Here is a 23,076-nt window from a genome sequence, read left to right as displayed (position 1 = left end):
TGGATTAGCAATATAAGCTTATGAAATACTGAAAACTTAAGGTCCGTTTATCTTTTGAACTATTGCTTCTTACAATCTACTGCCTACCGCACTTAGAACACGGTGAGGTTTGTAATTCATGTAATAACGAACCGCCACATAACCCACTACAAACGTTGCCACAATCAATTCTAGATAGGCTAGGTTGAAGACTTGATCCACATAGTGAGTTTCCACACCAACAGTTTGCATCCAAGCCGCCAATTTGAATAGCGCCGTTGCACCAATCACGATTGGGAATGTAAACGCCGCATAGCCAGGGCTGAATGGCAGACGAAGTAGTTTGAAAAACGCGATGTAAATAATAAACGTCATCAACACTGCAATGCCAAAGAGTAACCCAATGATCACTGGCGAAGGATTTGCCGTCACCGTTAGGTAGCCTGCTAAAGATAGACTTGCTGGTGCCGCCATAATCGCAATGGTTGGTTTTGCTGCGTCAGGTACTTCATGAGAGAAGATCAAACGGTAGATCATAAGAGGTAGCATTACGGCATAAACCAATAAACCAAAGACTAAAGTCGCGTGAGCAACGGGTTCTAAGATCGGGTTACCTGAAAAAGAAACGTCTGCCACGATAATACCGATTGGTGGCACAAACCAACTTGGCACCATGTGGTGAATCTCAAAGTTTTTAGCTCTGTGGTATAAGAAGCTCACCAAGAACACGACATGTAACGCTACCGAAGCGAGCCACACAGCTTCTTGTAAGAATTGAGAGATCGGAGCCAACGAAGCAGACACCACCATACAACCCATTGCGAATGTGGGTACAACACTGCCGACAACAGGGTGAGCAAGGTCTTCACGTAATAAGTGGCCGTGAATCAAAAATTTCACAGCTAAAACAAGAAGCAATACCGCCGCAATACCAGCACTGACCCACTGCACTAAACCCGGTGTGTGCAAAATACCTTGTGCGACTAAAACACCATCCCAACACCAGCCTAAACTTGCAATTGCGAGTGCTAACCCTGCCATGGGAGTTGGAGCTCCTGTTAATCTATATTTAATACGTTGAATCATGTCAGCCTCTCTTAAACTTAATTCACTAAACTTGTGAACTCATCAGCTTGTTGAAGCCATAATACGCTTGCTCTTCGTTAAACAATATCCAATTATATATAACAAATGTTCATTAATACTGAACGATACCTTTCCACCAGCAGCGTAAAACTAGGAACCTGATGGCTAATATTTCAATCAAACAACTCAAAGTGTTCGTCACTATTACCCAGAATTCGACGCTTACCGCTGCATCAGAAGCGCTATTTCTGTCTAAGGCCGCTGTCAGCATGGCGCTAGGCGAAATGGAGAAACAACTCGGTCACTCTCTATTTGACCGGGTTAATAACCGATTAATTCTCAATCAAGAAGGACAAAAGCTTCTTCCTTTGGCGGATGAGATATTACATCGTGCTGCTGGTATTGATGTTTTGTTCCGTGACGACCAGCCTTTAAGTGGCAATCTAAAGGTCGGTGCGAGTGACACAATTGGTAATCAGGTCGCACCGTTTATTCTGTCTGGCTTTCGTGAACGAACTCAACATCAGGATCAAAGCTTGTTCATTTCAAACAGTGCGCTGATCTGCCAAAAGTTGGTGGATTATGAACTTGATATCGCGCTAATTGAAGGAAAAACATTACACCCTGAACTCATTTCGAGTCAGTTTAGCAGCGATGAAATGTGTATTATTGTTAGTAATCAACACCCTCTCAATTCAAAAGAAAAAGTGATTTTAAGCGATTTAGAAGATAGTCATTGGATTTTACGTGAGTCTGGTTCAGGCACTCGCGAGTTTTTCCTGCGTGCCGTCGCACCGCGTATCGAACATTGGTATGAATCCTTTGAGCTCAACACCACCGAGGCGATCATCAATTCTGTTTCTGCCAATCTTGGATTCGCGTGTTTATCACGGCTGGCGGCGCAACGAGCAATTGACTCAGGCCGAGTGAAAGCACTCGATGTCCCACTCGACATGAAACGACGTTTCTGGATGCTAGTTCACAAAGACAAATACCAGAGCCCACTGCTGAAATCTTTCATGAGTTATTGTGAAGACTGGGCTACACATCAAGATTGAGGGCGCATTGTTAGGGCTCCAACTGGACTTTTAACATCAGAAACTGTATAAAAAGCCAGTAAAATTTTATCAAACTTAGAGGATTAACCATGGCTGTTATCGTCAAGTACGTGGTCGAACGCAACGGAGAAGAGAAAATGACTTTTACCTCTAAAGCCGAAGCTGACGCATACGACAAAATGCTGGATATGGCTGATGAGCTTTTTGAACTATTAAGCAAAAGCGATTTAGTTGAAGATGAAGGCAAGCAAGAAGAGCTTGCTATGTACCTAGCGAAGAACAAAGAAGAAGTTCTTTACGCATTAGGTGCTAAGCGTAAACCAGCTCCGAAAAAAGAAAAGAAGCTTGAAGCTGTTGAAGACGCAGAAGAAGATGCCGCTTAATTAGCTGAAGTTTTCTAAAAAACGTCAATAATGTCTCTAATCAGAGCTCGTTATTGGCGTTTTTTTATACTTATCGAAATATAATGAACTCTGTTTATAGTCGAAATCGCTCTAAACATTCGCTTGCACAAAAGTGTGATTAAGATCTAATCTATAGCCATCAGGTGATGGGGTTCCACCTAAGCTTTTGCTTCAACCGCCCGTTCTTTTGAACCGTGCTAATGACTCCTACAGAATCGAAAACAGGTAATACTGTTGGATGTATCGCTACTCCTCCATTTTGGAATGGACTTAGTCTATTAAGACTGAGCTTCATGTCACCTTTGGATGACCGATACTCAAGATCTGTAGTGAATTAGCCGCACCTCTTCCAACACGTCCTGTTTTCTCAACGCCCTAGGTCTTAAATGGCTCTATCAGTGAGAAAACATTATGCACTACTCTTCAGAAATTCAATCAATGTGCCCTATTCAAAGGGGTGATCTTCACACTTCAGCTCCAATTCCAGTTGAAGGCGCTATGGTTAGTCCAAAAGATGTCATCGCTATTTCTGGTTTAAGCCATGGCGTAGGCACTTGTGCACCACAACAAGGTGCAGCAAAACTAACGCTGAACGTAAAAAACGGCATCATCGAAGAAGCGCTAATCGAAACGATTGGTTGTTCAGGCATGACTCAATCAGCTGCGATGGCAGCCGAAATTCTCACTGGAAGAACCATTATTGAAGCTCTGAATACTGACTTGGTATGTGATGCGATCAACGTAGCGATGCGTGAAATCTTTCTGCAATTCGTTTACGGTCGAACTCAATCCGCATTCTCTGAAGGCGGCCTAGAAATTGGCGCAGCATTGGAAGACTTAGGTCAAACACAACGTAGCCAAGTAGGCACCAGCTATTCAACCTCAGCGAAAGGCGTTCGTTACCTAGAGCTTGCAGAAGGCTACGTGACCAAGCTTGCACTTGATGATCACAGCGAAGTGATTGGCTACGAATATCTCAACCTCGGCAAAATGATGAAGGCGATTAACCAAGGCATGCCAGCTAATGAAGCTGCTGACCTTGCGACGGGGACTTATGGTCGCTTCGATGAAGCCGTTACCACCATTAACCCACGCCAACACTAATTTTGCCAATTTAGAGGAAAGATATGATGAACACTCAATTTAATGAATCAGTAACTCGCGTATTGGCAGAAATGAACTTCGACTCTTTAGAGCAAGCGAACCAATACTGTCTATCACACAATGTCGCCCCAAAAGCGCTAGTGATGGATACCCAACCTATTGCTTTCGAAAGCGCTGCCGATGCCTATATCCTTGGCTCAGCACTGGCGCTATTTCGCAAAGCCACCAGCGCAGAACAAGCTGCGAATATCATTGGTGAAGGCCTTCAAGCATTCACCAAACCCGGCAGTGTTGCTGAGCAACGCCAGGTCGGTATTGGCCACGGTGCATTGGCTGCACGTCTTCTAAATGAAGAAAGTCACTGCTTTGCTTTCCTTGCGGGCCATGAATCTTTTGCTGCTGCAGAAGGTGCGATTAAAATCGCACTCAACGTCAACAAATCACGTCACAACCCATTGAAGGTAATACTCAATGGTCTAGGTAAAGATGCGGCTTACTTAATTTCTCGCATCAATGGTTTTACCTATGTTCGCACTCAATACGATTACCAAACAGGTGAGCTTGTTGAAACAGAACGCCGCCGCTTCTCACAAGGCCCTCGCGGAGAGATTTTGTGTTACGGCGCTGATGATGTACGTGAAGGCGTGGCAATCATGCACAGAGAAGAAGTGGATGTGAGTATTACGGGTAACTCAACTAACCCAACGCGCTTCCAACACCCTGTTGCAGGTATCTACAAAGCAGAACGTACTCGCCAAGGTTTACCTTACTTCTCAGTTGCTTCAGGCGGCGGTACAGGTAGAACATTGCACCCAGATAACGTGGCAGCAGGCCCTGCGTCTTACGGCATGACAGATACTATGGGTAGAATGCACGCTGATGCTCAGTTCGCAGGTAGCTCTTCTGTTCCGGCTCACGTGGCAATGATGGGCTTCATCGGTATGGGTAACAACCCAATGGTCGGCGCGACGGTTGCATTGGCTGTAGCAGTAAGCGAATCTCAAAACGCATAACGACAACGTTGAGCGCCACGATCTATCCATAGAATAGAGTCCGTTAACTGAGAAACAAGCAATAACAGACGACCAAAACTCTACACCTATCACTAAAACCAAACAGCCAGCCTTATGCTGGCTGTTTTTTATTCACACTTACTCTACTATCTATTTCTAATAATTATTTGTATTTAACTGCATCTTTTCAAAGGAATAATATGAAAGAGCTCATCATTCATACCATTACTGTGTTCATGGGCTTTTTTGCCATCATGAACCCAATCGCTAATACGCCAATTTTTCTTGGATTAACCGGTGACAATGACAGGGAAACCGTTAAATCTATCGCTTTCCGTTCAGTGTTTATCGCATTCATCATCGTCAGTACTTTTGCACTCTCTGGCAAACTGATCTTTGACCTATTTGGTATCACACTTTACGCACTGCGCATCACAGGCGGCATTTTGGTCTTTTTGATTGGCTTCCACATGCTGCAAGGCGATTCAACACACGCCAAAGCAAAAGAGAAAGTGAACTCAGACGCCCAGAAAGACGCAGCTCTAAGTATCGCCGTCTCACCACTTGCAATGCCAATTCTCGCTGGCCCCGGCACCATTGCCACTGCGATGAACTTTGCCAGTACCGAGGGGGTCTATGAAACCATCATAACCATCGTCGCTTTCGGCCTACTATGTACCCTAACCTATGTCTTATTTGTATTCGGCGAGCGATTTGTTAAAGCTGTCGGACCAAGTGCATTGAACGTGATAACCCGAATGATGGGTTTAATACTCGCCGTTATCGGTATGCAGATGTTGATTGAAGGGATTGAGCAGGCTTATAAAGCGCTATTTATCTAAAGAGTGATGTTCATTTAAAGAACGTTGGTTATCTAACTTTGATATCAAATTTTGTTGAATTGCATCATTTTCTCATTGCAGAAAACTATCTCCAGAAAGACAAGCAATATCATTTTACAGACTTTATCCCGATGCGCCCTTTCATAACGAGGGCGCTCTCTTTATGATGAACGCAATTAAATTAACTTTGCTAACGGCAGCGCTTGTTATTCGAGCCGCTGTTATGAAATAGCAAAATCAAGACTCAACACATGGAGATTCAACATGGCTTACTTTTCACTAGCCTTCGGTACGGCAACCAAAAAACGCGACAATAAAATCATTGAAGCGTTCTTCCCTAACCCACTTCTAAACCCAAGCGACGCTCTTGTTGCGGCTGTTGGTGAAGTTGCAGGTTACACTGAAGGCAACCAAGCTATCGAAATCTCTGCTGCACAAAGCGCAGAACTAGCGAAAGCATTCGCAGCAAACGACGATGCAGCAAACGCATCTTTCGCAGAAAAAGCAGCAGCATCTGAGCAACCTCTTGTTCTTGTTGTTCTTGCGACTGACGAGAAGCCAGCATCAGTTGCTGAAGGCTTCCTGAAGCTGCAACTTATCTCTAACCGCCTAGTTCAACCACACGGTACGGTACTAGACGGTATCTTCGGTCTACTGCACAACATCGCATGGACTAACGAAGGCCCTATCGATCTTCCTGAGCTGTCTGAGCGTCAAATCGAAGCTCGCCTAGCGGGTCGTGCTCTGTCTGTAGATTGCGTAGACAAGTTCCCTAAGATGGTGGATTACGTGGTACCAACAGGTATTCGTATTGCTGACACTTCTCGTGTTCGTCTTGGTGCACACGTAGGCGAAGGCACAACAGTAATGCACGAAGGTTTCATCAACTTCAATGCTGGTACAACTGGCGTAAGCATGGTTGAAGGTCGTATCTCTGCAGGTGTGGTTGTAGGTAACGGTTCTGATATCGGCGGCGGCGCTTCTATCATGGGTACTCTGTCTGGTGGCGGTACTATGGTTATCTCTATCGGCGAAAACTGCCTACTAGGTGCAAATGCGGGTCTTGGCTTCCCAATGGGCGATCGTTGTACGGTTGAGTCTGGTCTTTACGTGACTGCGGGTACTAAGGTTCGCATGTTAGATAAAGAAGGCAACGAAGTAGAAATCATTAAAGCTCGTGACCTTGCTGGCGTTTCTGACCTTCTGTTCCGTCGTAACTCGATTACTGGCCAAATTGAATGTCTAGCGAACAAGTCTGCTGTTGAACTGAACAGCGAGCTACACAGCAACAACTAATCTACGCACTAGATGCTAAATTACTAGATACTAAAAAACACGAAGCCGCTGGAGGTAAATCCAGCGGCTTTTCTTTTATCTATATAAAACGGAAAGCGTTACACTTTCTCGGCAGCTAACTGCTCAAGCGCTTGAATAGAGGTTTCTGATACTAACGTACCATCCATGTAGTAACTGACCTTGTCGCCATCACGAACCCCCGTCAAAACGGCTTTCTGACCATCATTGTAGGTGATGTCCATACGAATCGTATTCTCATCGATTTGTTTCATCTCACCCCATTCGATCTGACGATTATTAAAGCCAAGTGGTGCATCTTTCAGTGAATCATCGAGGCTATCGTTCACATCAATCATAGTATCGACTTTACTATCGAATATATGAGGCGCGCCAGTCAGTGGGTTTTTTCCTGCCCAGAATTCGATCGAGTTAAATACGATGTAATCGGCTGCGAATGTTAAAGCGTAAACTGGAGCAAGCAAGAAGTTGACCCCAGCACGAGCGTAACGGTTATCTACAACCTCGACGTTGAACTTCATTAATTTCCCAGTAACGGCATTACTACCGACACACCCAGCTAACGACATGACAATCGCTGCCACTGCAACTGCTTTTGTGATTGTTGTTTTCATAGATCCCTCTTATGCCACAATGATTGATTCGGTTTTTGCATAGCCAAACAGCAGTCTTCCTGTTCACGTACAGAAATTCATGGCCTAACAAATTGATTCCATAACATTTAGCGTAGTGGAGTTTTTTAGAACAGCAAACGTTAATTGTTTCGCTCTGGTTCCTAAAGAGTTGCCAATAAAAAAGCGCAGACCTTTCGGTCTGCGCTTTTATTAGTGTTTAAAACTATTCGGTTTTGTGAACCAGATTAACCCACATTCTTACGTGCGTTTTGGAACATACGCATCCAAGCGCCATTCTCGCCCCAACCTTCTGGAGACCAAGAGTTAGCAACCGTACGGAATACACGCTCTGGGTGAGGCATCATGATAGTCACACGGCCATCCGTCGTTGTTAAGCCAGTGATAGCGTTTGGCGAACCGTTCGGGTTATTCGGATATTGCTGCGTTTGGTTACCGTTATTATCAACGTAACGTAGGGCAACCGTACCTGAATTTTCAATCGCGTTTAGGTGGTCATTGTCACGCACTTCTACGCGGCCTTCACCGTGAGAAACAGCGATTGGCATACGAGAACCTTCCATGCCGTTGAAGAATACAGAATCAGACTTCTGAACTTCAACTAGGCTGAAACGAGCTTCAAAACGTTCTGATTCGTTACGAACGAAACGTGGCCAGTACTCAGCACCAGGGATTAGCTCGCGCAGGTTAGACAGCATCTGACAACCGTTACACACACCTAGAGAGAAGGTATCTTCACGCTTGAAGAAATTTTCAAACTGGTCACGCGTAGAGTCGTTAAACAGAACCGACTTAGCCCAACCTTCACCAGCGCCTAGTACATCACCGTAAGAGAAGCCGCCACAAGCCACAAGGCCGTTGTACTCTTCTAGTACCGCTTGACCCGTTAGGATGTCGCTCATGTGAATATCAGTTGCTTCGAAGCCTGCACGGTCAAATGCGGCTGCCATTTCAACGTGAGAGTTAACACCCTGCTCACGTAGAATCGCCATTTTAGGCTTAGCGCCCGTGTTGATGTAAGGAGCAGCAATGTCTTCATTTACGTCGAAGCTTAGTTTCACGTTCAGACCTGGGTCTGAGTTGTCTTTCTTCGCTTCGTGCTCTTGGTCTGCACAGATTGGGTTATCACGTAGACCTTGCATCTTGTGCGTAGTTTCAGCCCAAATAGTACGTAGTTCAGTACGGTTACGCTCAATCACAACCGACTCACCAGACTTAATCACTAGCTCATCAGATGCCTCAACAGAACCAATTACGTGTGAACACGCTTCTAGACCGTTTGCAGCAAGTGTAGAAAGTACTGCGTCTAGGTCGTCGTTACGAACTTGGATTACCGCACCTAGCTCTTCGTTGAATAGTGCTGCTAGCGTATCTTCGCTGTTCTCTGATGCAGATAAAAGCGCTGCAATATCAGCGTTAACACCACAGTGACCTGCGAACGTCATTTCAGCTAGCGTTACGAATAGACCGCCATCGCCTTTATCGTGGTAAGCGACAACTTGGTCGTTCGCTACAAGTGCTTGAACGCCTTCGTAGAAACCTTTTAGTTGTGCTGCATTGTCTACGTCTGCTGGCTTGTCACCAAGCTGCTTGTAAACTTGCGCTAGTGCTGTAGCACCCATACGGTTTTTGCCGTTACCTAGGTCGATAAGAACTAGTGAAGTATCACCTTTGTCAGTGCGAAGCTGAGGCGTAATTGTCTTACGAACATCTTCAACACGTGCAAACGCAGTGATAACAAGAGATAGCGGAGACGTTACTTCTTTCTGCTCGCCGTTCTCTTCCCACTTAGTCTTCATCGACATTGAGTCTTTACCCACAGGGATAGTAAGACCCAGTGCCGGACATAGCTCTTCACCCACGGCTTTAACCGCTTCGTAAAGACCTGCATCTTCACCAGGGTGACCTGCTGGAGACATCCAGTTAGCTGACAATTTAATGTGTTTGATATCGCCGATGTTGGTCGCTGCGATGTTAGTGATTGCTTCACCAACCGCTAGACGAGCTGACGCGCCAAAGTCTAGAAGTGCTACTGGCGTACGCTCACCAAGAGACATAGCCTCACCGTGGTAAGAGTCGTAACTTGCTGCAGTTACTGCGCAGTTAGCAACTGGAACCTGCCATGGACCAACCATTTGGTCACGAGCTACAAGGCCTGTTACCGAGCGGTCACCGATAGTGATAAGGAATGTTTTCTCAGCCACTGTTGGTAGGCGAAGAATACGGTCAACCGCTTCGTTTAGTTCGATACCAGAACGGTCAATCGCTGGGTTGTTCGCTTTTAGCGTTTTCGCGTCACGGTGCATCTTAGGCGTTTTACCTAATAGGATGTCCATAGGCATATCGATTGGCGTGTTGTCGAAGTGTGAATCTTCTAATTTAAGATCACGCTCTTCCGTTGCTTTACCAACCACGGCGTAAGGTGCACGTTCACGTTTACAAATCGCGTCGAACGTTGCCATGTCTTTATCAGCAACCGCCATTACATAACGCTCTTGAGATTCGTTACACCAGATCTCAAGTGGGCTCATGCCCGGCTCATCGTTTGGCACGTCACGTAGGTTAAAGATACCGCCACGCTCGCCGTCGTCTACTAGCTCAGGAAGTGCATTCGAGATACCGCCCGCGCCCACATCGTGGATAAATGCGATTGGGTTCGCATCACCAAGCTGCCAACAACGGTCGATAACTTCCTGACAACGACGCTCCATCTCTGGGTTTTCACGTTGTACAGAAGCAAAATCTAAGTCTTCAGAAGAAGAACCAGAATCCATTGAAGATGCAGCACCGCCACCAAGGCCGATGTTCATTGCAGGACCGCCAAGAACGATTAGGCTTGCACCTACTGGGATCTCTTTCTTCTGAACATGATCATCACGAATGTTACCTAGACCACCAGCCAGCATGATTGGCTTGTGGTAACCACGTACTTCTTCACCTGCGTGAGAGTTTACTTTCTCTTCGTAAGTACGGAAGTAACCTAATAGGTTTGGACGACCAAATTCGTTGTTGAATGCTGCGCCACCAAGAGGACCTTCAAGCATGATATCCAAAGCAGTAACGATACGGCTCGGCTTACCAAAGTCAGTTTCCCAAGGTTGAACGAAGTTCGGAATTTTCAGGTTAGATACAGAGAAAGCAACCAGACCTGCTTTTGGCTTACCACCAATACCTGTCGCGCCTTCATCGCGGATTTCACCGCCTGAACCTGTTGATGCGCCCGGCCATGGAGAGATTGCCGTTGGGTGGTTGTGCGTTTCAACTTTCATCAAGATGTGTGTTTTTTCTTGGTGGTAGTTGTACTGGCGAGTTTCTGGATCTGGGAAGAAACGACCCACTTCAGAACCTGTCATTACCGCTGCGTTATCTTTATAAGCAGACAGAACGTGCTCTGGTGTCGTTTCAAAGGTGTTCTTAATCATCTTGAACAATGATTTTTCTTGCTTAACGCCATCGATAGTCCAATCAGCGTTAAAGATCTTGTGACGACAGTGCTCTGAGTTCGCTTGTGCAAACATCATTAGTTCGATGTCAGTCGGGTTACGACCTAACTTCTCGGTGAAGCTTTCAAGAAGGTAATCGATCTCATCTTCTGCAAGTGCAAGACCTAGGGTAACGTTTGCTTTTTCAAGCGCTTTACGTCCGCCAGTTAATAGGTCAACTTCCGCATAAGGAGCAGGCTCAGCCACGGTAAATAGTGCCGCCGCTGATTCGAAGTCAGTGAAAACCACTTCCATCATACGGTCGTGCAGGATTGCTTTCAGCTCAACAAGTTGAAGCTCAGAAAGTTCAGCAGAGGTTTCAATGTAGAAAGCAGTACCGCGCTCTAGACGTGACACTTTAGCCAGTCCACAGTTGTGTGCGATATCTGTTGATTTTGAAGACCAAGGCGAGATAGTGCCCGGGCGTGGCGTTGCAAGCAGCAGTAAACCTTCAGGTTCATGCTCTTCAATCGTTGGACCGTAAGTCAGTAGCTTTTCTAGCTTCTCAACTTCAGACTCATCTAGGTCTGCCGTTAGATCAGCAAAGTGGGCAAACTCAGCGTAAATACCTGTTACAGGTAAGCTTAATTCACGACAAAGCTCTAAAAGCTTGTTAACACGAAACTCAGATAGAGCTGGGGAGCCACGCAAAATTCTCATGTGCTTAGGTCTCTTATGCAGTTGATTAAGGTAGTATTGGAATAAATTCAGTGGGTTATAGGAACAACCTAACTGTTTTCTTCGAAGCTATTCCCGAAGGTTGCCAAACCTATGCCGATTCCACCTCTTCAATGCGAGCGCATTATAAAGCATTTCTTTTTGTGACGTAACACCAAAAGCAACCGTTTGCGTGATTTTTTTTATCTTTATGCGTAAATGGTACTTTTGCTGCATTTATCAGCACTTTTACAACTGTTTAAATAAACCTGCTTTGCCAGCCTTGCGGGGTTTGGTATAAAGGGGCTTCCACTTTTCGAGATTTCATTTTGATGCCTAAATTTACGCTCATCTTTTCGTCTAAGTTCCTTCTGCTTGCCATTGCCCTAGTTGGGTTGGCTGGATGCCAGATTGAGTCAGAACCTAAAAGTGTCCTTGAGCAGATACGAGAGCGAGGCGTTCTTCGCGTCGGCACCCTAAATAACCAACTCTCTTATTACATTGGTCCCGATGGCCCTGCTGGTTTGGATTACGAGTTAGCTCGTGAATTTGCGCAGGAGCTTGGTGTACAGCTTGAGATTAAACCCGCTTACCGTTTATCCGGCCTCTTTCCAGCCTTAAAGAAAGGCGAGATCGATCTTATCGCGACAGGGTTAACGCAAAACAATAACCTGACACGCGCTTATCGCGCTGCGCCCGCCTATTACTATGTAAGCCAGCAAGTGGTGTATAAAAAAGGACAGTGGCGCCCAAGAAACCTTCAACAACTGATCAAGTTCGAGAATAAGCGTCAAGCTGATTTCGTAAAAGCACAAACTGAATCAGAAGAAACGGCATCTACCGAAACATTGACGCCATCTTTGGTGGTAGTGAAGGACTCACATTTTGAGCCAACGCTAAAACAGATCCAGAACAAGCACGATGACTTTATCTACGATGCAATAGGTAATGCTGACATCAATGACCTGCTAAAAGAAGTCTCTACTGGTGAACGCTTGTTTACTGTAGCAGACTCGATTGAGCTGTCACTCGCACAGCGTTTGTACCCAGACGTCGCTTTGGCATTTGAGCTGACAGAAGACCAACCTATCTCTTGGTATTTACAGAAATCTGAAGATGAAAGCCTTTATGCATTACTGATTGAGTTCTTTGGTAACCTAAAACAGTCTGGTGAACTGGCTTCATTGGAAGAAAAATACATCGGCCATATCGGCACCTTTGATTACGTTGATACTCGTGCATTTATCCGCGCATTGGATAGCAAGCTGCCAAAATGGTCGCCGCTATTTCAGAAATATTCTCAAGAATTTGACTGGCGCTTGATTGCCGCTTTAGCATACCAAGAGTCACACTGGAATCCTGTCGCACGCTCTCCAACAGGTGTTCGAGGCATGATGATGCTGACACTGCCTACTGCGAAGAGCGTTGGTGTAACCAATCGTCTCGATCCGAAACAGTCGGTACAAGGCGGTGTTGAATACCTGCGTCGTATCGTGAATCGAGTACCAGATTCAATCACCCAACACGAGAAGATCTGGTTTGCGCTTGCCTCATATAACGTAGGTTACGGGCACATGATGGATGCTCGTCGCTTAACCAAAGCACAAGGCGGTGATCCTGATGCTTGGGGTGATGTGAAAGACAGGCTTCCTCTGCTAAGACAGAAGAAGTACTACAGCAAAACTCGTTACGGGTATGCGCGTGGTGATGAAGCAAGGAATTACGTTGAGAACATTCGCCGTTATTATCAGAGCATTATTGGCCATGTAAATAAGCGTAATAAAGAGGAAGAAGCGAGCCTTGAAGGTTTGGTCGTTATCCCACCTCTAGAGGTATCAGATGCTGAATCAACAATCAGTGAAACTGAATCCGCAGTGAACGACGCTGAGTCTTCCAAATAAAAGAAAAAGAGCAATGCCATTTAGCATTGCTCTTTTTTATTGCATCACGATAAATGACCAAAACAAACAAAACGCCTGCGATATCCAGAGTGTCATATTGCAGTAACAATCGAACTTTATAACGTCACACCATAAGCGACATAATGCTCTGTTGCATTCAGCTCTTAGCCATCACGATAGTGGTTCAGAAAACCAACGCTAAGTTCGTGGCAAAGCTTATAAGCAAATAACCACTATAATTAAAACTGAAGTCATACTTACAAAGCCAGACGACAAATAGGAAATCGTTGAAATGATGAAGAACAAACTGAAATCGAAACGCCTTGATAAGACCGTTGCTGCCAACCGTCGTAAGCGTATGCTTTCAAATAATAAGAAGAAGATCATTTGGCGCAACCGTGCTTTCATGCAGATGATTGCTGAGTAAAAGTAATGACCAAGTAAGTTTGCTTGGCACTCTTATGATTGAGAGTGCCGAAAGATCGCTGCTATTTTTTGTTACAGACCTTGTTCTTGTTACTTACCTTATTCTTATTACTTGCCTTGTCAGATTCTAAACGCTGCTCTTCCTGCAAACGCTCAAGCTTTCGCTTCTCTTTGATCTCTTTTCTACGGCGCTTAAAAAACGCCTGTAATTGTTCACGACACTCTTCCTCTAACAAACCATGCTCAACATCGGCATAGTGGTATGAGGCTTGGCTTTCAAAGAGATTCAATACCGTACCCGCCGCACCCGCTTTTAAGTCTGGAGCACCAAACACAATGCGCTTTACTCGGCTGTGTAATAAGGCACCCGCGCACATTGGGCAAGGTTCTAAGGTGACATACAAGGTGGTATCAAGTAAGCGATAGTTTTCCAAGGCTTGACCTGCTTTACGCAAGGTTTCGATTTCTGCATGTGCGGTTGCATCGTGGCAGCCAATCGAGCGGTTCCATCCTTCAGAGATAACCTCCCCATCTTTCACTAGAACAGCACCAACGGGAACCTCTCCCTCTTTTTCTGCTTGCTTAGCTACCTCGATGGCGCGTCGCATGAAGATTTCATCTTGAGGGCTGAATTGATGGTCTGACAAAGGGAGCTCCAGAAAACAAAGGATAAAAACGAAAATAGGTATGCGGTGAAGCATACCTAATCTTCGTGATAATGAACAATAAAGAGATAAGAGGCAATGAACAATCGCCGCTTACTGATTAGGCGGATCGCTAGCTATTGGCGCCTTCTATGTCATCGGCTATTTGCTTCGCTTTGATACTCACAATGCGATTGTTCTCAACAGAGATAACTTCAAACTGCCACTGCTGGTATTGAACAACTTCACCTGCATCAGGTAAGCGCCCTATTAACCAAGTCACTAAGCCATTCAACGTTTGGAAGCTCTCGCTTTCCCCCTCAAAATCCGACAGCTCTAAGCGGTTTTTCAGTTCACTGATAGGAATCAATCCATCCACCAGTAATCCATCTTCCACTTGCTCTGTCCAAAGATCTTTAGGGTTGTTCGATAACTCACCAGCAATCGCCTCTAGGATATCGTAATGAGTCACAAGGCCTTGAACATCGCCATATTCATCAACAATGAATGCCATCTCTGTACCCGACTCTTTAAAATAGCCAAGTAGACGTAAAGCCTTCATCGATTCAGGAACATAGATCGGAGAGCGAGATAGCCCCATGATCACTTGAATGTTTAAATTGCCCGCCTGATTCAATAAGGCTTTGGCTGACACCGTACCGACCACTTTATTGAGGTGGTCTTGGCACAATGGAAACACACTATGCTTTGAACTGCGCAGCTTTTTAAATATCTGCTCAACCGGTTGGCTAATATCCAGAAAGTCGACGTCTCGACGTGGCGTCATCAACGAGCTCACCAAACGGTCATCAAGCTGTAAGATATTGCGAATCATCTCTTGCTCGCCACGTTCAATCACACCAGATTCCGAGCCTTCTTTCACGAGTGCATGAATATCATCTTCCGTCACACTGTCTTCTTCGCCACCACGTCCCATTAACTTGAGAATACCTTCCGTAGAAGCAGACAACGCAAACACAAACGGCGTCGCAATTTTAGATAACCAGAAGATAGGCAGCGCGACTAGCACAGCAATGTTTTCAGCTTGAGATTGAGCAAAACGTTTTGGCACTAGCTCACCTACAACAATCGCGAAGTAAGTAATACCCACAACGACTACCGTGGTAGACAGGATATTCGCTTGTGTTGGATCGAGTCCCCACAGTTCAAGTTGAACGGCCAGTGGAGCAGAAAGCGTCGCCTCACCCACAATACCGCTGAGTAGGCCGATTACCGTAATACCGATTTGAATGGTTGAAAGGAAGCGGGTTGGATTTTCTTTGAGCTCAAGAGCAACCTGAGCGGAGCGATGTTTTTCGGCTAAGCGTTTCAGCCGACTATTCTTTGCTGCTACCAGTGCAATCTCTGACATGGCAAACAGACCATTTAAAACAATTAACCCTACTAAAAGCAGAATTTTCATGTGGCTTGGATTTCCTAAATTTACCGGCCAACAATTAGCCGTAATCCGGAGTATAAGCTGAGTGCCTTTATTTTGAATATAAAAAGTTTTGGATATAGAAAGTTTGGGATATAAAAAGTCTTGGATAAAAAAAACAGAAAAAAATAGCAAAAAAAAAAAGCCCGCACATTTCGGTGCGGGCTTAGCAATGAATAAAGCTTAATTTTGCTTAGTTCAATCTTACATTGTGTAAGTGTAAGGAGCTTGGATACCTAGCGGGATACCAAGAGCCCAGTAACCTAGCAAGAAGATAGACCAACCGATTAGCATAGCAATCGAGAATGGCATCATTAGAGAAGCTAGAGTACCGATACCTGTCGACTTAACGTAACGTTGACAGTAAACAACAACCAGTGGGAAGAACACCATCAGTGGAGAGATGATGTTAGACACTGAATCACCTACACGGTAAGCCGCTTGAGATAGCTCAGGAGAGATACCTACAACCATTAACATAGGAACTAAGATAGGACCAATCAGTGCCCACTTTGCTGAAGCTGAACCTACAAGAAGGTTAACTGAAGCCGTTAGTAGAATCATACCAACAACCGTTGCTTCACCAGGAAGATCCATTGCTTTCAAGCCCTCAGCACCGTAAAGCGCCAGCATAGTACCGATGTTTGATTGAGCAAATGCTGATAGGAACTGAGCACAGAAGAACGACATTACAATGTATGCGCCCATCGTTGCCATCGTCTCAGACATTGCTTTGATAACATCATTACTATTCTTGAAGGTACCCGCTACACGGCCGTAGACGATACCCGGAATAATAAACAGGATGAAGATCAGAGGAACGATAGACTTCATTACTGGTGCTGAGAACGCCGTTAGTTCGCCTTCTGGTGAACGAAGTGCTGAGTTTTCAGGCATTAGAGCCGCGATAAGCAGACCAATACCGGCAACCATTGCCCAACCAGCGAATTTGAATGCTTTAGATTCAATGGCTGTAAACGTACCTAGATCAGGTGCTTGTTCTGCATCTTCATCGACAGGCGTATTAGCAAGACGAGGCTCGATGATTTTCTCTGTAACGTACCAACCAATTGCCACAATTAGAATTGAAGACAAACCAGTAAAGAAGATGTTCGCTAGAGGGTTGATCACGTATGCAGGGTCAAGAACGTTTGCCGCTGTTTGAGTGAAACCTGCGAGTAGCGGGTCAATACCTGAAGGAATGAAGTTCGCTGAGAAACCACCGGATACACCAGCAAACGCTGCTGCAATACCCGCTAGAGGGTGACGACCCGCTGCGTGGAAGATGATACCGCCAAGAGGGATTACTAGAACGTAACCTGCATCTGCTGCTGTGTGAGACACGATAGCAACAAGAATTAGCATTGGCGTTAGCAACTTAGCTGGCGTGAAGTTAAGCATCTTCTTAAGGCCAGTCGTAATGAAGCCTGAAGAGTCAGCAACGCCAACACCTAGCATAGCAACAAGTACGATGCCTAGCGGTGCGAAGCCTGTGAACGTGGTAACCATATTCGCTAGGAAGCTAGCAAGCGCTTCACCAGTAAGTAGGTTGTTTACTTCAAGAGCAGCACCCGTTTGAGGGTTGATTAAGTCGAATGAAAGATTCGATAAAAGTGCAGATGCTACCCATACAATAACTAGAGCCCAGAAGAACAGAATTGCTGGATCTGGAATTTTGTTGCCGGCGCGTTCAATGAAGTTTAGAAAGCGGTCCATACCACTGATCTTCTCAGTCGATGGTGCTTTTTTTACGGCTTGGTTACTCATTGTAACTCCATATGTGATGTTGTTTGTTTAGGCCTAATATAAGTTTTGACCATGGCCTATTGGTACAGCACATATTCTATTAAAGTCGCTGTTAAAAAGCACAAGGTTCCACATCATTTTCCATAAATGGAGACATATTTTGCAAAAATACTGTACAACAGCAACAATATAAAAACACAAAAAACACCATTCCATATACAGAGTTTTAACTGGCACGTAAACAATGTCCGAGGAGTGAAAACTATCAGTAAAGGAGAAGCGTAGGGCTTGGCATGCAGTAAACGTTTGCTTAATAGATCAATCAAATTCACTGTATTTGGAGAGCATAGTTTCGAGGCGAATGCTTTGCGCACGGTTCATGCGATCTTGCCATGCAACAGTCACCGTAATGTTTTTCAAAGCGTGAGACAAGGCACCACTGGCATTTGTCACCTCACAGCTCATCGTATACCCAGAGCCCGACAAACCAGATAAAGGATCCGAACTTGTCGCATTGCGACAGTAGTCCGCTTGATTGAGATCCGTAAAAAGGATTAACCCTACAGCTCCCCCCACATCCGATACACGAGTTCGATAATACTCTATCTGCCTTTCAGCAAAGTGAAGCGCTTCTACACTGTGCAGCGCGTAATCCGATTTTTGTTCTGCATAGACCTGTAGCTTAACCAACCCTAGCGAAGCGATACCGATCAATAGAAAAGAGATCAGGACCTCTATCAAGCTAAAACCTGAATTTTTATAAGTCATTCCATGATCCCTTTTTCCATTTGGCTTTCAAAGGAACACTATGGGGGTTGTATTCGCCTGTGTAATCTAAGTTAATCGAACCTTGAATTGTCGATAACCCGCCTACTGAATCAAAGAACATCCCTCCCTTGGGAAAAAAAGAAGCAAATCCAATATAAACCGAATTGCTCTGCACTAAGCCGGCGATAGGTATCGTATTTGGAACTTTGGCCCATAAGCCGCTCAATAGGTCCGTATCAACATCAGGTGAGGCTGGTTCGTCGTATATGATCATATCATTTAGGTGATAAAAGGAACCATCAAACACACTTGCATTACCGTTCGCAACGATGCCATCTTGAATCACTAATGAACGTGGAGTAATAACACCGGGGATAGGTTCTACCACATTAATTGGTGGGTGATAGACCACGCAATCACCTATCACCCACACCTTATCTTTGCCACTAGTAAAGGCGTTATTAATCGCTTGGCTACACTTATTACCTTGATACTTCCCATTGACTAAATCAATGTGCTTGGGGGGAGATACAGTCCTGTCAATGAGGTCAATCACATGATAATCACGCTTAATCTGGTCAATATTTTCTGGCGTTTTAGATACCCCAAAGTAATTAGAGAAAGTATCGATGGCTGGGTCAAATTTGAAATCTGATTGAAAAGCATTTGAAGGCAATGACCCAACTGAATCAATGGTTGCATTGCGGCTAATATCGGTTGTCGGTTGGCAAGACTCAAAGGTAGGAAAAGGAGGGAGGCCGCCCGTAGGTGTGATTGTCTTTAAACGCCCGCCGCCTTGGTTTTTATAGATCACACTATCTAAGAACCGAACAGACACACATTCGTTAATACCACCGACCGCAGTAAGACTAATATCTGGGGTAATATCGATATTGTGATCAGAAATAAACTCCAAACTCGAATTGGTTTGCATCGCCCCTAACCCCGACGAATTGTTAAAACTTATCTCTTTGTTGAGAGATAAATAGTGAGCACTCGACACCAATATATTCGGTGTTAGGTTATCTGATTTCAACGTGAGGACTTTCGACTGCTGACAGTGATTCATTAAATCATTGGGAATAGCCGTGAGATCATTTTCAGCTATATAGGTAAAACCACACTCCAACCCAGCCTCCGCGTTCCAATGAGCTTTGCGAACTTGAACTTCATTCTGCGCGACCTTAATTTGATGAAAAACACTGCGATAGGTGCCCAAAGTAACAATTAAAGCACTCAACACTAAAACAGATGTGATTAACAACGTAGCTACTCCAGCTTGCTGCTTTACCGAGGTCATTGCCAATTCCTTTGCTTAACGGTTATAGCGACGCCTTTAGAGATCCCAGCACTCGGAATTGACGCAACAATATTCAAATCAGTGAGCGTAGTGCTCACCCCATTTTTGCTCAACACTTGTGAGGATATTGATAAATCGTCGACGGAAATAATGCTATCGTCGAAAAGTGAGTAGCATGAGGTAACTTGATCATGAGCTAAAATGTTCCCTGGAGTAAGAACGCCCTTTTCACAAACTTTCAATCGAGTCCCCTCCTTTTTATACACGATATTCCTGTAATTTTTTCCGTCAGTTGATCCCTCTTTCAAATAGACGAACCCCACCTCAACACCACCGCTAACATGAATCGTATTAACGGCATCTAATAGCTTCAGGGATTCACCATTTGAACCATCGTAGCCTGCTCGTTGAATATCTTCTTTCATTACCTGCATCGCGCTCGTAAGGTTTTGCAGCAGCAATAGCTCAATGCCTTTATCTTTGGCTATTCTGTGCCCCGTCATAAATACGCTGCCGATAATAGCAATCGCGAATACACCAATAACGGAGGTAACCATCAGTTCAATGAGAGATGCGCCCTTTTGCTTTCGCAAGCTTCTGCTGCGGGCCTTAGCAAGCATAGTAACCATACTGAGCGCCTGATTCGCCGCACACTTTAATTCGCCCCGGAGGGCTAGATAGTTTAATCAAAAGCCGGTCGGTTGAAGCTCTTTTAGGAGCCAAGTAAATCGTACCTCTGGCAGGCCTTCCTCTTACACTTTCAAAGCTGATTTTTGAGCCTGTATAGTTATGAGAAAACGATAAATCTCGAAACGGTTCTCCCGACAACATCAGCAATGTATCACCAGACAGATCTTCCGTAGGCTTCAACCATACAGTCCACTCCCCCGTAGATTGCTCTTCATTTTTAGCCGTCGAGAAATGTACCCAGAGTTTTTGATTTCTTTTCACAGACTCAGACTTTGCCTGTACTAAGAAACCATTCAACTCCCCAGCAAGGCGCTGTATCTTGACTGTTTGGGTGACTGAACTAAAACTCGGAGCAGCCGTCGCTACCAATATCGACAGTATCGACACCGTTATTAACAGCTCTAATAAAGTAAACCCGCGAGTCATTTCCCAAATTCCTATGTAATCAGGTGCGTAAGCATGTTTAATCTTGCACCGATGCTACCACCCGAGAAAAATGGACAGGGTTATGAAAGGAAACTACTCGTGAAGATTCGAATAAAAAGATGTAACAACAACAATTTAAGTATGAAAGGAATGACACTGATCGAATTATTGATCGCTGTTGCCATTGTAGGAGTACTCAGTGCAATAGCTTATCCAAGCTACACAAGCCATGTGTTAAAATCGCATCGAATGACAGCGATAGGAGATATGGCAAAAATCCAACTTGAACTTGAGAGTGCTTACGCCGGAAATTATGCCACGGCTGCTGGAAACATAGTTTCTGGAGGGACGTGCTCGTTTTGCGATACCGATACAAGCAGGTATACACTAACAATTTCGGCTAGCAGTACCTCATACTCCATTCAAGCTGAACCACACGCACCACAGACAAATGATGACTGCTTAGACTCACCGACTGATATTCTGGAGTTACATCACTCAGGTGTTTCAGAGCCTCAAGCGTGTTGGAAGTAACAAGAGGAGACACTAAAGCCTCTAGGGGGTGATCTGAAAAATTTCGATTATTTTTGCTATGAGCTTCTTTTATACCAATCAAAAAACACAAATCTATAGACACAAAAAAGCCTGCTACATGAGCAGGCTTTTCTACTTTTATCATTAAATTGAAGTGTCAATAATTTAAAGATCAACAACTTAACGTGTCAATAACCTATTTATCTAATCAGTTGATTACTTAGTTAGGTCATCAAAGAAGTTTTTCACGCCGCTGAAGAAACCTTCAGATTTTGGCTTGTGCTTGCTTGCAGCTTCACCACAACATGTTTCTTCAAATTCACGCAGTAGTTCTTTTTGACGAGAGCTTAGCTTAACCGGTGTTTCAACCACTAGCTTAACGATTAGGTCACCCACACCGCCGCCACGAACGCCTTTCACGCCTTTGCCACGCATACGGAACATACGGCCCGTTTGTGTCTCTTCTGGCACTTTAAGGTTTACACGGCCATCGAGTGTTGGAACTTCAACTTCACCACCTAAAGCAGCCATAGAGAAGCTCACTGGCACTTCACAGTAAAGGTTGTTGCCGTCACGCTCAAAGATATTGTGCTCTTTTACGTGTACTTGTACGTACAAGTCGCCAGCTGGAGCGCCGTGCTCCCCTGCTTCGCCTTCGCCAGATAGACGAATGCGATCACCAGTATCAACACCTGCTGGGATCTTAACGTTAAGCGTTTTCGTCTTCTGTTTGCGACCTTGACCATGACATGAGTTACATGGGTCTTTGATGATCTTGCCTTTACCATTACAAGTAGGACAAGTCTGTTGAACCGCAAAGAAACCTTGGCGCATTTGTACCTGGCCGTGGCCATGACAAGTACCACACGTTTGTGCAGAAGAACCCGCTTTCGCGCCGCTACCATCACAAATGTCACATTCAACAAGTGTTGGTACTTCAATCTCTTTAGATACACCACGAACGGCTTCTTCTAGAGAAAGCTCCATGTTGTAACGCAAATCAGAACCACGTTGTGCACGCGCTTGACCACCACCACGACGACCGCCGCCGAAGATATCGCCAAATACGTCACCGAAGATATCGCCGAAGTCACCTTGGCCACCGCCGCCGTAACCGCCGCCACCCATGCCACCTTGTTCAAAAGCTGCGTGGCCGTATTGGTCGTAAGCTGCTTTCTTTTGAGCATCGGTTAGGATCTCGTACGCTACTTTTACTTCTTTAAATTTGTCTGCTGCGCTTTCATCACCCTGATTACGGTCCGGGTGGAATTTCATCGCTAAGCGTTTGTACGCTTTTTTAATATCGCGCTCTGATGCATCGCGGCTTACGCCTAATACTTCGTAAAAATCACGTTTTGACATGTTCTAGGTCACCAAAATAATTGCTACTGCCGAATGATCACTTCAGCAGTCTGTGTATCAATCTAGATAAAAGTTCTGTCGGCTGAAACGCCGAATAAAGCTATTATCTAGATCGACAAGTCTAAATACAAATTTACGGGCGTGAGAGTTACCTCTGACGCCCGCAATAATAAGTCTTTGAGACAATGAATTTCTAAGCAAGTAGCTTGAGTTCTAGGAGGAAGCGCGGAGCCTACGCTAGTAGGTGAGCACTTCCGACAACGAAATCAG

Annotated in this window: 20 protein-coding genes and 1 riboswitch; of the genes, 9 read left to right on the top strand and 11 right to left on the bottom strand. The window is 45.0% G+C overall.

What is annotated here, in order from left to right; genetic code table 11:
* Nucleotides 1-69: 69 nt before the first annotated feature.
* Complete coding sequence (locus tag AB6D80_RS00520; protein ID WP_017098030.1) at nt 70-1,065, bottom strand: TDT family transporter; 996 nt, start codon at nt 1,063-1,065, stop codon at nt 70-72.
* A 161-nt stretch (nt 1,066-1,226) separates the two neighbouring features.
* On the opposite strand from AB6D80_RS00520, the gene AB6D80_RS00515 reads away from it, so the two are divergent.
* The 6 genes from AB6D80_RS00515 (at nt 1,227) to dapD (ending at nt 6,782) form a co-directional block, all read left to right on the top strand.
* Nucleotides 1,227-2,123 carry a LysR family transcriptional regulator gene (locus AB6D80_RS00515; protein WP_372187516.1) on the top strand — a complete coding sequence of 299 codons (897 nt, stop codon included), beginning with the start codon at nt 1,227-1,229 and terminating at the stop codon, nt 2,121-2,123.
* An 89-nt stretch (nt 2,124-2,212) separates the two neighbouring features.
* Entirely contained in the window at nt 2,213-2,506 is a 294-nt protein-coding gene (locus AB6D80_RS00510; RefSeq protein WP_004735185.1) for a YebG family protein, read from the top strand.
* Nucleotides 2,507-2,660: 154 nt separating this feature from the next.
* A riboswitch (Fluoride riboswitch) is annotated at nt 2,661-2,744 on the top strand.
* Nucleotides 2,745-2,938: 194 nt separating this feature from the next.
* The gene (locus AB6D80_RS00505) at nt 2,939-3,631 is read left to right on the top strand and encodes an iron-sulfur cluster assembly scaffold protein (RefSeq protein WP_371702556.1); all 693 of its coding nucleotides are present in this window, start codon (nt 2,939-2,941) and stop codon (nt 3,629-3,631) included.
* Between the two features lie 23 nt (nt 3,632-3,654).
* The gene (locus AB6D80_RS00500; RefSeq protein ID WP_032555326.1) at nt 3,655-4,644 is read left to right on the top strand and encodes a GGGtGRT protein; all 990 of its coding nucleotides are present in this window, start codon (nt 3,655-3,657) and stop codon (nt 4,642-4,644) included.
* Between the two features lie 200 nt (nt 4,645-4,844).
* Nucleotides 4,845-5,486, top strand: coding sequence for a MarC family protein (locus AB6D80_RS00495; RefSeq protein WP_009848347.1), 642 nt, complete (start codon nt 4,845-4,847; stop codon nt 5,484-5,486).
* Nucleotides 5,487-5,750: 264 nt separating this feature from the next.
* The gene (dapD, locus tag AB6D80_RS00490; RefSeq protein ID WP_372187514.1) at nt 5,751-6,782 is read left to right on the top strand and encodes a 2,3,4,5-tetrahydropyridine-2,6-dicarboxylate N-succinyltransferase; all 1,032 of its coding nucleotides are present in this window, start codon (nt 5,751-5,753) and stop codon (nt 6,780-6,782) included.
* 98 nt (nt 6,783-6,880) lie between these two features.
* Here dapD and AB6D80_RS00485 read toward each other — a convergent pair whose 3' ends face one another.
* The gene (locus AB6D80_RS00485) at nt 6,881-7,414 is read right to left on the bottom strand and encodes a DUF3332 domain-containing protein (protein ID WP_009848345.1); all 534 of its coding nucleotides are present in this window, start codon (nt 7,412-7,414) and stop codon (nt 6,881-6,883) included.
* 245 nt (nt 7,415-7,659) lie between these two features.
* Nucleotides 7,660-11,574, bottom strand: a complete 3,915-nt coding sequence (purL, locus tag AB6D80_RS00480; RefSeq protein ID WP_372187512.1) for a phosphoribosylformylglycinamidine synthase — start codon at nt 11,572-11,574, stop codon at nt 7,660-7,662.
* Nucleotides 11,575-11,903: 329 nt separating this feature from the next.
* Between purL and mltF the strand changes: the two genes are divergently transcribed.
* Together mltF and AB6D80_RS00470 are read left to right on the top strand one after the other, a co-directional pair.
* On the top strand, nt 11,904-13,472 hold the full coding sequence (mltF, locus tag AB6D80_RS00475; RefSeq protein WP_032499857.1) for a membrane-bound lytic murein transglycosylase MltF: 1,569 nt from the start codon (nt 11,904-11,906) through the stop codon (nt 13,470-13,472).
* A 292-nt stretch (nt 13,473-13,764) separates the two neighbouring features.
* Entirely contained in the window at nt 13,765-13,899 is a 135-nt protein-coding gene (locus tag AB6D80_RS00470) for a hypothetical protein (protein ID WP_010438952.1), read from the top strand.
* Between the two features lie 61 nt (nt 13,900-13,960).
* Here the strand turns inward: AB6D80_RS00470 and tadA are convergent, their stop codons facing one another.
* From tadA to AB6D80_RS00435, 7 genes are all read right to left on the bottom strand, one after another.
* Complete coding sequence (gene tadA, locus AB6D80_RS00465) at nt 13,961-14,599, bottom strand: tRNA adenosine(34) deaminase TadA (protein ID WP_017103935.1); 639 nt, start codon at nt 14,597-14,599, stop codon at nt 13,961-13,963.
* A 76-nt stretch (nt 14,600-14,675) separates the two neighbouring features.
* Nucleotides 14,676-15,965: a hemolysin family protein gene (locus AB6D80_RS00460; protein WP_135444958.1), complete on the bottom strand. Its 1,290-nt coding sequence runs from the start codon at nt 15,963-15,965 to the stop codon at nt 14,676-14,678.
* A gap of 219 nt (nt 15,966-16,184) precedes the next feature.
* Nucleotides 16,185-17,747, bottom strand: coding sequence for an AbgT family transporter (locus tag AB6D80_RS00455; protein ID WP_012603342.1), 1,563 nt, complete (start codon nt 17,745-17,747; stop codon nt 16,185-16,187).
* 297 nt (nt 17,748-18,044) lie between these two features.
* Entirely contained in the window at nt 18,045-18,494 is a 450-nt protein-coding gene (locus tag AB6D80_RS00450; RefSeq protein ID WP_372187511.1) for a prepilin-type N-terminal cleavage/methylation domain-containing protein, read from the bottom strand.
* Nucleotides 18,484-19,794 (bottom strand): hypothetical protein, encoded by a 1,311-nt coding sequence (locus AB6D80_RS00445; RefSeq protein WP_017098040.1) that lies wholly within the window; start codon nt 19,792-19,794, stop codon nt 18,484-18,486. The genes AB6D80_RS00450 and AB6D80_RS00445 overlap by 11 nt, the downstream gene beginning before the upstream one ends.
* A complete protein-coding gene (locus AB6D80_RS00440) occupies nt 19,791-20,423 on the bottom strand; it encodes a PilW family protein (protein WP_371703287.1) in 633 nt (210 codons plus the stop codon). The genes AB6D80_RS00445 and AB6D80_RS00440 overlap by 4 nt, the downstream gene beginning before the upstream one ends.
* Nucleotides 20,404-20,910 carry a GspH/FimT family pseudopilin gene (locus tag AB6D80_RS00435; protein ID WP_017098042.1) on the bottom strand — a complete coding sequence of 169 codons (507 nt, stop codon included), beginning with the start codon at nt 20,908-20,910 and terminating at the stop codon, nt 20,404-20,406. The genes AB6D80_RS00440 and AB6D80_RS00435 overlap by 20 nt, the downstream gene beginning before the upstream one ends.
* Before the next feature lie 51 nt (nt 20,911-20,961).
* Here AB6D80_RS00435 and AB6D80_RS00430 point away from each other — a divergent pair, with 51 nt between their 5' ends.
* Nucleotides 20,962-21,444 carry a type IV pilin protein gene (locus AB6D80_RS00430; protein ID WP_009848333.1) on the top strand — a complete coding sequence of 161 codons (483 nt, stop codon included), beginning with the start codon at nt 20,962-20,964 and terminating at the stop codon, nt 21,442-21,444.
* 216 nt (nt 21,445-21,660) lie between these two features.
* Here the strand turns inward: AB6D80_RS00430 and dnaJ are convergent, their stop codons facing one another.
* Nucleotides 21,661-22,806, bottom strand: coding sequence for a molecular chaperone DnaJ (gene dnaJ, locus AB6D80_RS00425; RefSeq protein ID WP_017100070.1), 1,146 nt, complete (start codon nt 22,804-22,806; stop codon nt 21,661-21,663).
* Nucleotides 22,807-23,076: the final 270 nt, after the last annotated feature.

Origin of the sequence: Vibrio sp. 10N.247.310.17 (genome assembly GCF_041466605.1) — a bacterium.
Classification (GTDB): domain Bacteria; phylum Pseudomonadota; class Gammaproteobacteria; order Enterobacterales; family Vibrionaceae; genus Vibrio; species Vibrio tasmaniensis_A.
This window is presented reverse-complemented; position numbering and strand designations above follow the sequence as displayed.